The 16,365-nt window shown below is 39.6% G+C and carries 14 protein-coding genes; all 14 read left to right on the forward strand.

The features are described from left to right. The first annotated feature begins 431 nt into the window (after nt 1-431). Nucleotides 432-1,133, forward strand: coding sequence for a 30S ribosomal protein S2 (gene rpsB / locus J7Q84_RS03930; RefSeq protein WP_209093129.1), 702 nt, complete (start codon nt 432-434; stop codon nt 1,131-1,133). Nucleotides 1,134-1,210: 77 nt separating this feature from the next. Then, complete coding sequence (tsf, locus tag J7Q84_RS03935) at nt 1,211-2,098, forward strand: translation elongation factor Ts (protein WP_209093130.1); 888 nt, start codon at nt 1,211-1,213, stop codon at nt 2,096-2,098. Nucleotides 2,099-2,163: 65 nt separating this feature from the next. Then, nucleotides 2,164-2,886, forward strand: a complete 723-nt coding sequence (gene pyrH, locus J7Q84_RS03940; protein WP_209093131.1) for a UMP kinase — start codon at nt 2,164-2,166, stop codon at nt 2,884-2,886. Nucleotides 2,887-2,889: 3 nt separating this feature from the next. Beyond that, nucleotides 2,890-3,447: a ribosome recycling factor gene (gene frr / locus J7Q84_RS03945; RefSeq protein ID WP_209093133.1), complete on the forward strand. Its 558-nt coding sequence runs from the start codon at nt 2,890-2,892 to the stop codon at nt 3,445-3,447. Nucleotides 3,448-3,524: 77 nt separating this feature from the next. Then, nucleotides 3,525-4,301 (forward strand): isoprenyl transferase, encoded by a 777-nt coding sequence (locus J7Q84_RS03950; RefSeq protein WP_209093134.1) that lies wholly within the window; start codon nt 3,525-3,527, stop codon nt 4,299-4,301. A 17-nt stretch (nt 4,302-4,318) separates the two neighbouring features. Then, nucleotides 4,319-5,116: a phosphatidate cytidylyltransferase gene (locus tag J7Q84_RS03955; RefSeq protein ID WP_209093135.1), complete on the forward strand. Its 798-nt coding sequence runs from the start codon at nt 4,319-4,321 to the stop codon at nt 5,114-5,116. Nucleotides 5,117-5,143: 27 nt separating this feature from the next. Continuing rightward, nucleotides 5,144-6,292, forward strand: a complete 1,149-nt coding sequence (gene dxr / locus J7Q84_RS03960) for a 1-deoxy-D-xylulose-5-phosphate reductoisomerase (RefSeq protein WP_209093140.1) — start codon at nt 5,144-5,146, stop codon at nt 6,290-6,292. Between the two features lie 17 nt (nt 6,293-6,309). Continuing rightward, entirely contained in the window at nt 6,310-7,569 is a 1,260-nt protein-coding gene (rseP, locus tag J7Q84_RS03965) for an RIP metalloprotease RseP (RefSeq protein WP_209093141.1), read from the forward strand. Between the two features lie 173 nt (nt 7,570-7,742). After that, entirely contained in the window at nt 7,743-9,443 is a 1,701-nt protein-coding gene (locus J7Q84_RS03970) for a proline--tRNA ligase (protein ID WP_209093143.1), read from the forward strand. 64 nt (nt 9,444-9,507) lie between these two features. Continuing rightward, nucleotides 9,508-13,812 (forward strand): PolC-type DNA polymerase III, encoded by a 4,305-nt coding sequence (locus J7Q84_RS03975; protein WP_280635557.1) that lies wholly within the window; start codon nt 9,508-9,510, stop codon nt 13,810-13,812. Nucleotides 13,813-14,194: 382 nt separating this feature from the next. Then, a complete protein-coding gene (rimP, locus tag J7Q84_RS03980) occupies nt 14,195-14,668 on the forward strand; it encodes a ribosome maturation factor RimP (RefSeq protein WP_209093144.1) in 474 nt (157 codons plus the stop codon). Between the two features lie 14 nt (nt 14,669-14,682). Further along, nucleotides 14,683-15,783 carry a transcription termination factor NusA gene (nusA, locus tag J7Q84_RS03985; RefSeq protein ID WP_209093145.1) on the forward strand — a complete coding sequence of 367 codons (1,101 nt, stop codon included), beginning with the start codon at nt 14,683-14,685 and terminating at the stop codon, nt 15,781-15,783. 5 nt (nt 15,784-15,788) lie between these two features. Then, the gene (gene rnpM, locus J7Q84_RS03990) at nt 15,789-16,061 is read left to right on the forward strand and encodes an RNase P modulator RnpM (RefSeq protein WP_209093146.1); all 273 of its coding nucleotides are present in this window, start codon (nt 15,789-15,791) and stop codon (nt 16,059-16,061) included. Continuing rightward, nucleotides 16,058-16,363, forward strand: coding sequence for a YlxQ family RNA-binding protein (locus J7Q84_RS03995; RefSeq protein WP_209093147.1), 306 nt, complete (start codon nt 16,058-16,060; stop codon nt 16,361-16,363). Before rnpM ends, J7Q84_RS03995 begins: the two co-directional genes overlap by 4 nt. The last annotated feature ends 2 nt before the right edge of the window (nt 16,364-16,365 follow it).

The raw sequence follows: 16,365 nt of genomic DNA on the forward strand, positions 1-16,365 counted from the left end.
ATCCACTTCTATAATCATGAACGGTCACAAAAACGACTCAACCGTTGTTCCCCTGTAAAATACAGGTTAACAACGGTTGCTTAGTCGGTCTTATTTAAATGTGTCTACTTGACAGGGGTAAGTCCACTGCGGAGGGTCTTTTCTATAATGTTTAAAACATATCAAATTTGGAAATATTATATATGGTGTGAATGGAATTTTCTATTCCGCATTAAGATGGGTTTTAAGATTGCAATATTAATACAGGGAGAAATATTGAAAGTTCCTTTCTGTAAAATGATTTTCGACTTGATTGTCGTAATGTGTTGTGGTATAGTAATAAACGGTGTTAATACACACGTTTGCAGATTTGAGCGTCGGTGCTGCTAGTGCAGTTTCGCTTAAAGATGAAGCAGACGGAGGAAAATAAAAACCATTCAGGAGGAATAAACATGTCAGTAATTTCTATGAAGCAATTGCTTGAAGCTGGTGTTCATTTCGGACATCAAACTCGTCGTTGGAACCCAAAAATGAAGCGTTACATCTTCACTGAGCGTAACGGAATCTACATCATTGACCTTCAAAAAACGGTTAAAAAAGTAGAAGAAGCTTACAATGTGATGAAAAATATCGCTGCTGACGGCGGAAACATCTTATTTGTTGGTACGAAAAAACAAGCTCAAGATGCAATTAAAGAGGAAGCAATCCGTTCTGGTATGTACTATGTAAACCAACGTTGGTTAGGTGGTACATTAACAAACTTCCAAACAATTCAAAAGCGTGTTAAACGTTTAAAAGACATCGAAAAAATGCAAGAAGATGGTACTTTCGAAGTGCTTCCTAAAAAAGAAGTTGTACAACTTCTAAAAGAATTAGAGCGTCTTGAAAAGTTCCTAGGCGGCATTAAAGATATGAAAGATCTTCCAGATGCTATGTTTATCGTAGATCCTCGTAAAGAGCGTATCGCTGTTGCTGAAGCACGTAAATTAAACATCCCTATTATCGGTATTGTAGATACAAACTGTGATCCAGATGAAATCGATCATGTTATCCCTGCAAATGATGATGCAATTCGTGCTGTAAAACTTCTTACATCTAAAATGGCAGATGCAATCCTTGAAGCTAAGCAAGGGGAAGAAACTGTTACTGCGTAAGTAATGTTGAAAGGTGATAAGGGGGAAAGCCTTTTATCACCTTTTTTAAGGTATACATAAATAGGAGGATGAAAACTATGGCAATTACTGCACAAATGGTAAAAGAACTTCGCGAAAAAACTGGCGCGGGTATGATGGATTGCAAAAAAGCGTTAACAGAAACTAACGGCGACATGGATAAAGCAGTTGATTTCTTACGTGAAAAAGGTATTGCGAAAGCTGCAAAAAAAGCAGACCGTATCGCTGCTGAAGGTTTGACTGTAGTTGAAACAGCTGGAAACGAAGCTATAATTCTTGAAGTAAACTCTGAAACTGACTTCGTAGCAAAGAACGAAGGTTTCCAAGTATTAACGAAGGAATTAGCTGCTCACCTATTAGCTAACAAACCAGCAACTGTAGAAGAGGCTTTAACACAAGAAATGGAAAACGGTGTAACTGTAGAACATCACATCAACACTGCGATTGCAAAAATCGGAGAAAAGCTTACATTACGTCGCTTTGAAATTCTTACAAAAACTGATGCAGATGCATTCGGTGCATACTTACACATGGGCGGACGCATTGGCGTATTAGCAGTTCTTGCAGGAACAAACGATGAGTCTGTAGCAAAAGATGTTGCTATGCATATCGCGGCAGTTAACCCTAAATACATTGACCGCAGTGCAGTATCTGAAGAAGAAATCGAGCGCGAGCGCCAAGTATTAACGCAACAAGCACTAAACGAAGGCAAGCCTGAAAATATTGTTGCGAAAATGGTTGAAGGTCGCCTAGGTAAATATTTTGAAGAAATTTGCTTAGTAGACCAAGCATTCGTTAAAGATCCAGACATGAAGGTTGGCAAATATGTACAATCTAAAGGTGGAACTGTAAAAGAGTTTGTACGTTATGCAGTTGGAGAAGGTATCGAAAAGCGTCAAGATAACTTTGCTGAAGAAGTAATGAACCAAGTAAAAGGAAACAACTAATACAAGCGAGGGGACACATAGTGTTCCCTTTTTTAAAATAAGGATATGAAAATTGGAGGTTCATTATGAGTCAAGCAAAATACAATCGTGTAATTCTGAAACTGAGCGGTGAAGCATTGGCAGGCAATGCAGGTTTTGGAATTAATCCGTCTGTAATTCAATCCATTGCAAAACAAGTAAAAGAGATTGCCGAAATGGGTGTAGAAGTTTCTGTAGTAGTCGGAGGCGGCAACATTTGGCGCGGTAAAATCGGAAGCGAAATGGGAATGGATCGTGCCACGGCAGACTATATGGGAATGCTTGCAACAGTTATGAACTCTTTAGCTTTGCAAGATAGTCTGGAAAATTTAGGTATCCAAACACGGGTGCAAACATCGATTGAAATGCGACAGGTTGCAGAACCATACATTCGTAGAAAAGCAATTCGCCATTTGGAAAAGAAGCGTGTAGTTATTTTTGCGGCAGGTACAGGGAACCCGTATTTCTCTACAGATACAACTGCTGCTTTACGTGCAGCAGAAATTGAAGCTGATGTGATTTTAATGGCGAAAAATAATGTTGATGGTGTGTACACGGCAGATCCAACTGTCGATGAGACAGCAACAAAATATGAATCCTTAACGTATTTAGATGTGTTAAAAGAAGGACTAGGAGTTATGGACTCTACAGCGTCTTCACTATGTATGGATAATAATATACCGTTAATCGTTTTCTCAATTATGGAAGAAGGTAACATTAAGCGTGCAGTATGCGGTGAAAATATTGGAACAATAGTTAGGGGGAAATAAAACATGGCACAACAAGTAATTAACAATGCAAAAGATAGAATGGAAAAAGCAGTTGGAGCATATTCAAAAGAATTAGCTGGAGTAAGAGCTGGAAGAGCTAGCGCATCCTTATTAGATAAGGTGAGTGTAGATTATTACGGCGCTCCAACACCAGTAAACCAGCTAGCAGGTATTTCTGTTCCTGAAGCGCGTTTATTAGTGATTCAACCGTATGATAAATCAGTACTTAAAGAAATTGAAAAAGCAATTTTAAAATCAGATTTAGGCTTAACGCCTACTAATGATGGATCTGTTATTCGCATTACTGTTCCAGCATTAACTGAAGAACGTCGTCGTGACCTTGCAAAACAAGTGAAGAAATATTCTGAAGATGCAAAAGTAGCAGTACGCAACGTTCGCCGTGATGCAAATGACGAATTGAAAAAATTAGAAAAAAATGGTGAGATCACGGAAGATGCACTTCGTGGCCATACGGAAACTATTCAGAAAGAAACTGATAAGTATATAGCGAAAATTGATGATGTAACAAAAGTAAAAGAAAAAGAAATTATGGAAGTTTAATTCCTTTTGACCCTCTGAATACGGGGGTCTTTTTACCATTTTTAGGAATTGAATTATAGTGCTCTTGGAGGGTTTCTATGATAAAGAAATTAGCCTTTTGGAAAGGGAAACAAGCAAGTACTTCAACGCTTGATAAGATGGAGGAAGCAAAAAAAGGGGAAATTCCAAAGCACATTGCCATCATTATGGATGGAAACGGCAGATGGGCAAAAAAACGAGCTTTGCCGCGTGTGGCAGGTCATCATGAAGGCATGAAGGTGGTACGAAAAATTACGCGATTTGCCAATGAGCTCGGAGTGCAGGTTCTTACGTTATACGCATTTTCTACGGAAAACTGGAAGCGTCCGAAACTGGAAGTGGATTTTTTAATGAAGTTGCCGGAAGAGTTTTTAAGTACATTTTTACCAGAACTAATTGAAGAAAATGTACAAGTACGTATTATTGGTCAAAAAAATAAACTACCGGAACATACACGTCAGGCAGTTGAAAAAGCAATGCGAGAAACAGCGGGCAATACAGGATTGATTTTGAATTTTGCATTAAATTATGGAAGTCGAGACGAAATGGTTTATGCAGTGCAAAATTTGGTTACAGATAGTAAAGAAGGAAAAATTTCCTCTGAAGCTATTACGGAGGAGTTAATTTCATCTTATTTAATGACAAAGGACTTGCCTGATCCCGATTTACTCATTCGCACTAGCGGTGAAATTCGTATAAGTAATTTTATGCTATGGCAAATTGCGTATTCAGAGCTGTGGTTTACTGATGTGTATTGGCCTGATTTTACGGAAGGACACTTGCTTGACGCAATCGTAAACTTCCAACGAAGAGGACGCAGATTTGGTGGCGTATAGAAAGTGATGTGTTGGTTATGAAACAAAGGATTATTACAGGTGTGGTTGCTGCAGCCTTATTTCTTCCAATTGTAATTTATGGCGGCATTCCGTTTACTTTATTAATTTATGTATTGGCCACTATAGGTTTGTTTGAGTTAATTCGCATGAAGAAGCTTAGCTTTTTTTCCGCACCAAGTATTTTGACAATGGTGTTACTTTGGATAATTTTGATGCCGAATACAATGTCAAATTATTTTGAAGGGTTTTGGTTATCGAAAGTTGAATTAACTTTCATAATCGTGTTATTACTATTATCATATACAGTGCTTTCGAAGAATACATTTACTTTTGATGATGCTTCTTTTATGCTCTTGTCAACCTTATATGTAGCGATGGGATTTTATTATTTTAATGAAACGCGTAATGCTGTTGAAGGTTTATCCTACGTTTTTTATGCGTTGTTCGTTATTTGGGCTACAGATTCAGGTGCCTACTTTATTGGTAAGGCCATTGGAAAAAATAAGCTTTGGCCTGAAATCAGTCCTAATAAAACGATAGAAGGTTCTCTGGGCGGTATAGTATGCGGGGTAGTAGTTGCGGTAATTTATAATGTGTTTATCCCACTTCATGAAAGTTTGTTTGTTGTGATTGCAATGACAATTTTTGTGTCTATATTTGGACAAATTGGTGATTTAGTAGAATCGGCATTCAAACGTCATTACGGTGTAAAAGATTCCGGTACTATTTTACCGGGGCATGGGGGAATTCTGGACAGATTCGACAGCCTGTTGTTTGTTATGCCTGTGCTGCATTTTTTACATTTCATTTCATAGGCTGTCGTTAATTGAGGAGCTGGAGTAATGAAAAAAATAAGTTTACTTGGCGCGAGCGGGTCTATCGGCACACAAACGTTGGACGTGATTCGGCTGCATCCAGAAGAGTTTCAACTAGTTGCATTTTCGGTTGGGAAAAATATTTCGTTAGCTGTACAAATTATTGAGGAGTTTTCTCCAGATATTGTATCTGTACAGAAAAAAGAAGATGCAGATGCACTGCAAACCTATACTTTTTCCAGGCGGCCGAAAATCGTATATGGAGACGAAGGCTTAGTAGAGGTTGTTTTGCATCCTCATGCCGAGGTTGTTGTAAATGCAGTAATTGGAAGTGTTGGACTTGTTCCGACATTGTATGCTATAGAAGCAAAGAAGACCATCGCTTTGGCAAATAAAGAAACACTGGTCACAGCAGGACATTTAGTTATGGAAGCAGCACGAAAGCATGGAGTGGCTTTGTTACCAGTAGATAGTGAGCACTCTGCTATTTTTCAAAGTTTAAACGGAGAAGCTCAAGAATCGATTGAGCGTTTGATTTTAACTGCTTCAGGAGGAAGTTTTCGAGATAAATCAAGAACGGAGCTGCAGCATGTAACTGTAGAGGATGCACTTAAGCACCCAAACTGGTCGATGGGCTCGAAAATTACAATTGATTCTGCCACAATGATGAACAAGGGATTAGAAGTAATCGAAGCACATTGGTTATTTAATATACCGTATGACAGAATCGATGTTGTTTTACATAAAGAAAGTATTATTCATTCTATGGTAGAATATAAAGATCGAAGTGTTATAGCACAATTAGGAACTCCAGACATGAGGGTGCCGATACAATATGCGCTTACCTATCCAAAACGCCTTTCCCTGCCTGCAACAAAGCAGCTGCATTTATGGGAATTAGGAACTTTGCATTTTGCCAAAATGGATTTTGACCGCTTTCGTTGCTTAACGCTTGCTTATGAAGCAGGAAAAATAGGCGGCAGCCTTCCAACTGTTCTTAATGCTGCAAACGAAGCGGCGGTAGATGCGTTCTTACATCGAAAGATCGGGTTTTTAGCCATTGAAGAGCTGATTGAACAAGCAATGGAGCAACACACGGTTATTGCAAATCCAAGCTTAGAAGAAATCCGCGAAATTGACCAGGCTGCAAGAAGGTTTATTAGCGAATCTATATAGCAAAGGTGGTTATAAACTTGAATACGGCGATTGCTTTTATTCTTATTTTTGGTGCACTCGTGTTTTTTCATGAGCTAGGCCATCTCTACTTTGCAAAGCGAGCGGGTATCTTATGCCGCGAATTTGCAATTGGCTTTGGTCCCAAAGTATTTTCATTTACTAAAAATGAAACAATTTACACTATTCGATTACTGCCGTTAGGCGGATTTGTTCGCATGGCGGGAGAAGATCCGGAAACGATAGAAATTAAGTCTGGAGCAAAGGTAGGACTTTTATTTAACGAAAAGCAGGAAGTGACAAAACTTATTTTAGACAATCGAGATAAGTACCCTAATGCCATGATGATTGAGGTAGAAGGAGCTGATTTGGAGCATAAGCTTTTAATCAGTGGGTATGAAGAAGGCGATGATGAAATATTACAAACCTTCCAAGTAAATGATAAAGCGCACTATGTGTCTGAGGGAGAGGAAATCCAAATTGCGCCTTATAAGCGTCAATTTGCTTCAAAGACGTTAGGACAACGAGCTTTAGCCATTTTTGCAGGGCCTGCAATGAACTTTGTACTAGCTTTTGTTATTTTTATTGTTATCGCCTTGGTACAAGGAATCCCTGTGGATAAACCCATTGTCGGAGAGCTTGTACCAAATAGCGTTGGTGACAAAGCAGGGCTGAAACAAGGCGACATAATTAATTCTATTGATGGTACTCCTACACAAACATGGGGAGACGTAACAACCATTATTCGCGATAACCCGGGAAAAGAAATTGAGCTTGATCTTGAGCGAGACGGTAAGAACTTAACAGTAGAAGTTACTCCTGCAACTGAAAAAGAAGGAAATGAGCAAGTCGGACGCCTAGGGGTATATGGACCTGTAGAAAAGTCTCTGCTTGGGTCATTGGAGTTTGGGGTAACTCAAACTTATAAATGGACAAAACTGGTTGTAGTATCATTGGTACAGCTTGTGACAGGGCAGTTTTCGATAGATATGTTATCTGGGCCTGTTGGTATTTATAATTTAACTGGAAAAGTGGCTGAATCTGGGTTGGTTAATTTACTTGGTTTGACGGCTGCACTTAGTATTAACTTAGGGTTATTTAATTTGCTTCCTATCCCAGCACTTGATGGAGGAAGATTGATGTTCTTCTTGGTTGAAGCGCTGCGTGGAAAACCGATAGACCGTCAAAAAGAGGGGCTTGTACATTTTATAGGATTTGCTTTACTTATGCTGCTGATGCTTGTTGTAACATGGAATGATATTAAGAAATTTTTCTTATAAGGGACTCCTTTACTGAATTTTGTATGGAACAAGGGATCATTACTCCTCCATTTCATTGTGAGAGCACGGAATTGAATAAGTAAACGGCAGAAGAGGCAAATTTATTTGTCTCTCTGTCTGTTTACATAGAGTAATTGTAAATAAAATTTTCGTCATATAAAGAGGTGCAGAATATGAGACAAAGTATATTATTGAGTCCAACATTGCGAGAAATTCCTTCTGATGCAGAGGTGAAAAGTCATCAACTCCTGCTTCGGGCAGGATTTATGCGTCAAAATACATCAGGTATATACAGCTTCTTGCCTTTAGGGATGAAGGTGCTGCAAAAGGTAGAAGCTATTGTTCGCGAGGAAATGAACAATGCAGGTGCAGTTGAGTTACTGATGCCTGCAATGCAAGCAGCTGAACTCTGGCAAGAATCAGGAAGATGGTATTCATATGGTCCAGAACTTATGCGCATGCGAGACAGACATGATCGTGAATTTGCACTTGGAGCTACGCATGAAGAGGTTATCACATCATTAATTCGGGATGAAGTGAAATCCTATAAAAAGCTCCCATTAACGTTATATCAAATTCAAACAAAATTTAGGGATGAGAAGCGTCCGCGCTTTGGTTTATTACGCGGAAGAGAATTTTTAATGAAAGATGCATATTCCTTCCATGCTTCTCAAGAAAGCTTAGATGAAGTATATGATAAATTGTATACAGCCTATTCTAACATCTTTAGAAGATGCGGATTGAATTTCCGGGCTGTTATCGCAGATTCAGGAGCTATGGGTGGTAAGGATACTCATGAGTTTATGGTTCTTTCTGAAATAGGTGAAGATACTATTGCTTATTCAGATGCTTCTGATTTTGCTGCAAATATTGAAATGGCACCTGTTGTGATGACTTATGAAAAGAGTAAGGAGGAAATGGCACCTTTAGATAAAGCTGCTACTCCGAATCAAAAATCTATTGAGGAAGTGTCTCAGTTCTTAGAGATGGGAGCTGCCAAATGTATTAAGGCAATGGGCTTTAAAGTGGACGGGCAGTTTGTACTCGTACTTGTGCGAGGCGATCATGAAGTCAACGACATTAAAGTGAAAAATTTATACGCTGCAGCAGTAGTTGAACTTGCTACTCCTGATGAAGTAAAAGAAATGATGAACTGTGCAATCGGATCATTAGGTCCAATCGGTGTGTCAGAAAAGATAGAAGTCATTGCTGACCATGCAGTAGAAGCGATTGTAAATGGCAGCTGCGGAGCAAATGAAGAAGGCTATCATTTTATAAACGTAAATCCAAACCGTGATTTTACAGTAAAGCAATACGCAGATTTACGTTTTATTAAAGAAGGGGATCCATCTCCAGACGGAAAAGGAACCATTCAATTTGCAAAGGGTATTGAAGTAGGTCATGTCTTTAAGCTTGGCACTCGTTATAGTGAAGCGATGAATGCGACATATTTAGATGAGAATGGGAAAATGAAGCCGATGATTATGGGATGTTACGGCATCGGCGTGTCTCGAACTGTTGCAGCAATCGCAGAACAATATAATGATGATAATGGCTTAACATGGCCAACTGCAGTTGCGCCGTTCCATATCCACGTTATTCCTGTTAATACAAAGAACGATATGCAGCGTGAAAAAGCGGAAGAGCTGTATGAGACATTGATAAAGCAAGGATTTGAAGTGCTTCTTGATGACCGTCAAGAACGTCCTGGTGTTAAATTTGCTGATTCAGATTTGTTTGGCATTCCGGTACGAGTTACAGTAGGAAAACGAATTGATGAGGGAATCATTGAAGTAAAATTGCGTCAGACAAATGAAAGTGCAGAAGTGAAGCTAGAGGAGCTTAGCACATATATTGCAAATATAGTAAAATAAGGATAGGTACCTCTAAAGGAGGTACCTTCTGTTCTCTCAAATAAAACGGGGGGGAGGTTTTTGCTTGGCACCATTAACGCAAGAACAACAAGAGCGATTTCAAATGCTGTTGAATCAAATTCAGTTGCCGGAGCCGCTTATTACGCAATATTTTACTGGCGGTGGAATCCAAAAGCTAATAGTAGATAAAGCAAATAAAAGCTGGTATTTTCATTTGGAGCTGCCTCGCCTTTTGCCTGCCAACGTCTATGAATTATTAGAAAATCAACTTGTACAATCGTTTTCTCATATAGCAGCTGTATCGTTTCAGTTAGAAGTGGAAAAAAAGGAATATGGCGAGCAAGATGTACAGCATTATTGGCCGATATGCTTAAATAAAGTCCCTTTATCTCCTATGTTTCAGTATCTGAATAGCCAATATCCGCAGATGAATGGGCTGAAATGCTTGCTGCATGTAAAAAATGAAATTGAAGCTACAAAAGTAAAGGATACGTTGGCCAAGCATATTTCCAATCAATATGAAAAGTTTGGCTTTCCTCGTTTTCAAATTGAAGCACAGGTACAGCAAAATGAAGAAGAGACACAGCGCTTTCGCGAGCTGAAAGAGCAGGAAGACCGGGAGAAGGTTCTAAAAGCAATTGAAGAAATGACGAAAAAAGAGCAAGAACAAGGTGCTCCTCCATCAAACGAGCCTTTAGTTGTGGGATATCTTATTCGTCAGGATGAAGAAATTACACCTATCCAGGAAATTCAGGATGAAGAAAAACGCAAGACTATTCAAGGCTACGTGTTTGATGTGGAAACCCGTGAGCTTCGCAGCGGACGTACGCTGTTGACGTTTAAGATAACAGATTATACGGACTCGCTAATGATTAAGATGTTTTCGCGGGATAAAGAAGATATTCCATTGCTGCAATCAATTAAAAAAGGTATGTGGCTGAAGGTAAGAGGATCGGTGCAAAACGATACATTTGTTCGGGATCTTGTTATGATTGCAAACGATATAAATGAAATGAAGGCACCACAGCGCAAAGACAATGCCCCTGAAGGTGAAAAACGTGTGGAGCTTCATTTGCACACACCTATGAGCCAAATGGATGCAGTTACATCTGTATCTAAGCTCATTGAACAGGCCAAAAAGTGGGGGCATCATGCAATTGCCGTTACGGACCATGCTGTTGCGCAGTCGTATCCAGAAGCTTATTCTGCCGGGAAGAAGCAAGGGGTAAAAATTTTATACGGGGTAGAAGCGAATCTCGTAAATGATGGAGTGCCAATTGCGTATAATGAGGATCATCGGCTGCTTTCTGAAGAAACATATGTGGTGTTTGACGTTGAAACAACAGGATTATCGGCTGTGTATGATAAAGTAATTGAATTAGCAGCTGTTAAGATTAAAGATGGTGAAATTATTGACAGGTTTGAGTCTTTCGCTAACCCTCATCACCCGTTATCTGCCACAACTATTGAATTAACGGGGATAACGGATGATATGGTACAAGACGCACCAGATGAGGATGAAGTATTTAAGCGATTTGCTGATTGGATTCAAAATCATACGCTCGTAGCCCATAATGCATCCTTTGATATGGGGTTCCTTAATGTAGGTTTTAAAAAATCCGGATTGGAAAAGCCTACAAATCCTGTTATTGATACATTAGAGCTTGCACGGTTTTTATTCCCAGAAATGAAAAATCATCGTCTCAATACATTGTGTAAAAAGTTTGATATTGAGCTGACTCAGCATCATCGTGCGATATATGACGCAGAAGCTACAGGATACTTGCTTGCAAAATTACTAAAGGATGCAATAGCGTTAGGAATGGATTATCACGACCAGTTGAACAACAGTATGGGAAAAGGAGATTCCTATAAAAGAGGAAGACCGAGCCATATTACGTTGCTGGCAGTTACAGAAGAAGGTTTGAAAAATTTATATAAAATCGTTTCCCTCTCTCATATTCAATATCATTTTCGTGTCCCGCGTCTACCACGTTCAGTGTTGAAAAAATATCGAGAAGGAATCCTTGTCGGCAGCGGATGCGATAAAGGAGAAGTATTTGAAGCGATGATGCAAAAGGCACCAGAGGAAGTTGAGGACATTGCCCAATTTTATGATTATATTGAGGTGCAGCCTCCTGAAGTGCTTTCTCATTTAATCGAATTGGAATTAGTGAGAAATGAAAAGGATTTGAGAGAAATTATCTCTAATCTAGTGAAACTTGGGGAAACCTTAGGCAAACCAGTTGTGGCAACTGGAAATGTACACTATTTAAATGAACAGGATGCTATCTATCGTAAAATATTAGTGAACTCTCAAGGCGGAGCGAATCCATTAAATCGACATAAACTTCCAGAGGTTCATTTCCGTACAACGGATGAAATGTTGAAATGCTTTTCGTTTTTAGGAGAGGATAAGGCGAAAGAAATCGTTGTGGCTAATACGCAAAAAATTGCAGAAATGATTGAAGAGATTAAGCCTGTTAAGGACGATTTGTATACTCCTAAAATTGAGGGGGCAGACGATGAAACTCGTGAGATGAGTTATGAACGTGCGAAGAGTATTTACGGAAATCCGCTTCCTGAGATAGTAGAGGCGCGTTTAGAAAAAGAATTGAAAAGCATTATCGGACACGGATTTGCGGTTATTTACCTTATTTCACACAAACTTGTGAAAAAATCTCTTGATGATGGATATCTTGTGGGGTCGCGTGGATCAGTAGGGTCTTCGTTTGTGGCAACGATGATGGAAATTACAGAGGTAAATCCGCTCCCTCCGCACTATGTTTGTTCAAACTGCAAGCACTCTCATTTTTTTAATGACGGTTCTGTAGGCTCGGGCTTTGACTTGCCGGATAAAGATTGCCCAAATTGCGGCACAAGATATAAAAAAGACGGGCATGATATCCCGTTTGAGACGTTTCTAGGGTTTAAAGGGGATAAGGTTCCTGATATTGATTTAAACTTCTCTGGAGAATATCAGCCGCGGGCTCATAACTATACAAAGGTATTATTCGGAGAGGATAATGTATATCGTGCTGGAACAATTGGTACAGTGGCTGATAAAACGGCATTCGGCTATGTAAAGGGGTATGCTGCTGACCGTAACCTGAGCATTCGGGGAGCGGAAGTTGAACGACTTGCTATGGGCTGTACCGGGGTTAAGCGTACGACAGGCCAACACCCGGGCGGAATTATAGTCGTGCCAGATTATATGGACGTATTTGATTTTACCCCTATTCAATATCCGGCTGATGATACATCTGCAGAATGGAAAACAACACACTTTGATTTCCATTCTATTCACGATAATTTGTTAAAATTGGACATTCTCGGACACGATGATCCGACGGTTATACGTATGCTGCAGGATTTAAGCGGCATCGACCCAAAAACCATTCCGACAGATGACCCTGAAGTAATGAAGATTTTTTCAGGAACAGAATCTATAGGGGTTACACCTGAACAAATCAACACAAAAACAGGAACGCTCGGTATACCGGAATTCGGTACAAAATTTGTACGACAAATGCTAGAAGAAACGAAGCCGACTACTTTTTCAGAACTGGTACAGATTTCCGGTCTTTCTCATGGAACGGATGTATGGCTTGGCAATGCCAATGAGCTGATATACAGCGGTACATGTACACTAAGCGACGTGATCGGCTGCCGTGATGATATTATGGTGTATTTAATTTATCAAGGGTTAGAACCGTCTCTTGCCTTTAAAATTATGGAATCGGTCCGTAAAGGAAAAGGAGTGCCGCCAGAATGGGAAGAAGAAATGAAAAAGAATAGTGTACCGGATTGGTATATTGATTCTTGTAAAAAAATCAAGTATATGTTCCCAAAAGCGCACGCTGCCGCATATGTTTTGATGGCTGTTCGGATTGCGTATTTTAAAGTGCATTTCCCGCTTTTGTACTATGCAGCTTATTTTACTGTTCGTGCAGAGGATTTTGATGTAGAAGCAATGGTGAGAGGTTCTAACGCCATTCGAGCCAAAGTTGATGAGATTGTGCAAAAAGGTTTAGAAGCTTCTCCAAAAGAAAAAAATCTGCTGACCGTGCTAGAGATGGCACTTGAAATGTGCGAGCGCGGATTTTCATTTGCTAAGGTAGATTTGTATCGTTCTAGCGCCTCGGAATTTATTATTGATGGAAATTCATTAATCCCGCCTTTCAATGCTATTGCTGGTTTAGGTACAAATGCGGCATTAAATATTGTAAAAGCGAGAGAAGAAGGAGAGTTTTTATCCAAGGAGGATTTACAGCAGCGAAGTAAAATTTCTAAAACTATATTGGAGTATTTAGATAGTCAAGGTTGTCTAGAGGCTCTTCCTGATCAAAACCAGCTTTCATTGTTCTAAATACGCATGTTTTGTGCACAGTGAAATCACACGGCAGATGGAAAAGAAACTAGATTTCCTTTGCAAAGTAAAGTAATTTGTGTTATATTTATTATTGTGTTGAAAATACATCCCATAGATTTATGATGTTCGTTTTCAATTTGCTTGTTGTTCCTTACCGCTCAAAATGTTTTTATGCGGAAGGCATTTAGTTTAGAAATACATGAAATATGTCAACAAAGAGTGGGGAAACCCACTCTTTCGTGTTAGTTACTTACTTTTAAAGAAAGCAGTACTAATATACATATTATTCTAGAGTTTTTGCTGCTTTTGGTAATACTAAGACAGATACTCCCTGCCAATGGCAGGGGCTTTTGTTATCGGGTTAGAAAGGAGGCTGCTTATGAGCAAAAAAGTAACAGAAATCGTTGAAGAATTAGCAGGGCCGATTGTAGAAGAATTACAGCTTGAGTTGGTTGATGTTGAGTATGTAAAAGAAGGAAAAGATTGGTTTTTGCGCGTATTTATTGATTCTGAGACGGGGATAGACATTGAAGAATGCGGACTCGTAAGTGAGCGATTAAGCGAAGCATTGGATAAAGCTGATCCAATTCCTCATTTATATTTTCTGGATGTATCCTCTCCTGGCGCAGAGCGCCCATTGAAAAAGGAGCAGGATTTTCATAAAGCAATTGGAAAACAAGTAAATATCAAAACATATGAGCCATTAGACGGTGAAAAAGTGTTCGAGGGTAAGTTGTTAGCGTACGATGGATCTTCCGTCACAGTATTAATGATCATTAAAACAAGAAAAAAAGAGATTATTATTCCAATGGAAAAAGTAGCGAGCGCAAGGCTTGCTGTTACGTTTGAGTAAGAAGGGGGATCTACATGAGCACTGAATTATTAGATGCTTTACTAGTGCTTGAAAAAGAAAAAGGCATCAGCAAAGATGTAATTATTGAGGCAATAGAAGCAGCATTGATTTCTGCCTATAAGCGTAATTTTAATCAAGCGCAGAATGTACGTGTAAGCTTTAACCCTGAAATCGGATCTATTCGAGTGTTTGCTCGAAAGGACGTAGTGGAAAATGTATTTGATCCTCGATTGGAAATTTCAGAAGATCAAGCAAGACAGTACAATCCAAACTACCGTGTAGGGGATGTTATTGAAATTGAAGTAACTCCAAAGGATTTTGGCCGTATCGCTGCTCAAACAGCAAAGCAAGTGGTAACACAGCGTGTTCGTGAAGCGGAACGCGGAGTGATTTATTCTGAGTTCATCGACCGTGAAGAAGATATTATGGTTGGTATCGTGCAGCGTCAAGATGCGCGCTTCATATACGTCAGCTTAGGGAAGGTAGAAGCGCTGTTACCGGTTAGTGAGCAAATGCCAAATGAACATTATAAGCCTCATGATCGCATTCGTGTGTTTGTTACGAAGGTAGAGAAAACGACAAAAGGCCCGCAAATCTTTGTATCCCGTACACATCCAGGGCTGCTAAAGCGGTTATTTGAGTTAGAGGTCCCTGAGATTTACGACGGAACTGTGGAGATTCGTTCCGTAGCGAGAGAAGCAGGAGACCGATCTAAAATTTCCGTGTACTCTGAAAACCCAGATTTAGACCCAGTAGGCTCTTGCGTAGGACCAAAAGGACAGCGTGTACAAGCAATTGTGAATGAGCTAAAAGGGGAAAAAATCGACATCGTACGTTGGTCAAATGATCCAGTAGAATATGTTGCAAATGCGTTGAGCCCATCTCAAGTTATTAAAGTAGATGTGCAGGAAGATGAAAAAGCAACAACAGTAATTGTGCCGGATCATCAGCTTTCTTTAGCAATTGGCAAACGAGGTCAAAATGCACGTCTAGCTGCTAAACTGACAGGGTGGAAAATTGATATTAAGAGTGAATCTGAGGCAAAATCGCTTGGATTGTTAGACAAAGAAGAATTTGGAGTATTAGGTTTATTTAACGAAATGGAGCAGGAGTGAGACGAGTGAGCAATCGTAAAGTTCCATTAAGAAAATGTGTGGCTACACAAGAGATGAAGCCAAAGCGTGAGCTTGTTCGTATCGTTCGATCTAAAGAAGGGGAAGTCTCCATTGATTTAACAGGAAAAAAATCGGGAAGAGGCGCGTATTTAACAAAGGATCGCGACTGTATTTTAAATGCTCAAAAGAAAAGCATTTTAGAGAACCATTTAAAAACCAAAATTGATCCATCTCTATACCAAGAGCTGCTAGAGCTTGTGGAAAAGGAGTCATCATGAGCGGTAACCAATGGAAATCTCTGTTAGGATTGGCGAACAGAGCACGCAAAACTGTATCGGGCGAAGAGCTTGTATTAAAAGAAGTACGCAGCAAAAAGGCGAAGCTGGTCCTTTTATCGGAAGATGCTTCGGCGAATACCACAAAAAAAGTGACAGATAAAACAAGCTACTACAACGTTCCTCTTCGTAAAGTCAGCAATAGAGAAGAACTTGGAAATGCCATCGGGAGAGAAGCGCGCGTCGTAGTGGCTGTATTGGATGAGGGATTCGCCAACAAGCTGCTTACTATGCTCGATGTATAACT

This window comes from Bacillus sp. 165 (genome assembly GCF_017742235.1).
In the GTDB taxonomy this organism is placed as follows: Bacteria; Bacillota; Bacilli; order Bacillales; family Bacillaceae_G; genus JAGHKQ01.

Excerpts from the sequence above, each read along its gene's own strand:
- J7Q84_RS03950 (WP_209093134.1), top strand. The coding sequence starts at position 3,525 with ATGATAAAGAAATTAGCCTTTTGGAAAGGGAAACAAGCAAGTACTTCA.
- J7Q84_RS03955 (WP_209093135.1), top strand. The coding sequence starts at position 4,319 with ATGAAACAAAGGATTATTACAGGTGTGGTTGCTGCAGCCTTATTTCTT.
- nusA (WP_209093145.1), top strand. The coding sequence starts at position 14,683 with ATGAGCACTGAATTATTAGATGCTTTACTAGTGCTTGAAAAAGAAAAA.
- J7Q84_RS03995 (WP_209093147.1), top strand. The coding sequence starts at position 16,058 with ATGAGCGGTAACCAATGGAAATCTCTGTTAGGATTGGCGAACAGAGCA.
- tsf (WP_209093130.1), top strand. The coding sequence starts at position 1,211 with ATGGCAATTACTGCACAAATGGTAAAAGAACTTCGCGAAAAAACTGGC.
- dxr (WP_209093140.1), top strand. The coding sequence starts at position 5,144 with ATGAAAAAAATAAGTTTACTTGGCGCGAGCGGGTCTATCGGCACACAA.
- rimP (WP_209093144.1), top strand. The coding sequence starts at position 14,195 with ATGAGCAAAAAAGTAACAGAAATCGTTGAAGAATTAGCAGGGCCGATT.
- rpsB (WP_209093129.1), top strand. The coding sequence starts at position 432 with ATGTCAGTAATTTCTATGAAGCAATTGCTTGAAGCTGGTGTTCATTTC.
- pyrH (WP_209093131.1), top strand. The coding sequence starts at position 2,164 with ATGAGTCAAGCAAAATACAATCGTGTAATTCTGAAACTGAGCGGTGAA.
- J7Q84_RS03970 (WP_209093143.1), top strand. The coding sequence starts at position 7,743 with ATGAGACAAAGTATATTATTGAGTCCAACATTGCGAGAAATTCCTTCT.
- frr (WP_209093133.1), top strand. The coding sequence starts at position 2,890 with ATGGCACAACAAGTAATTAACAATGCAAAAGATAGAATGGAAAAAGCA.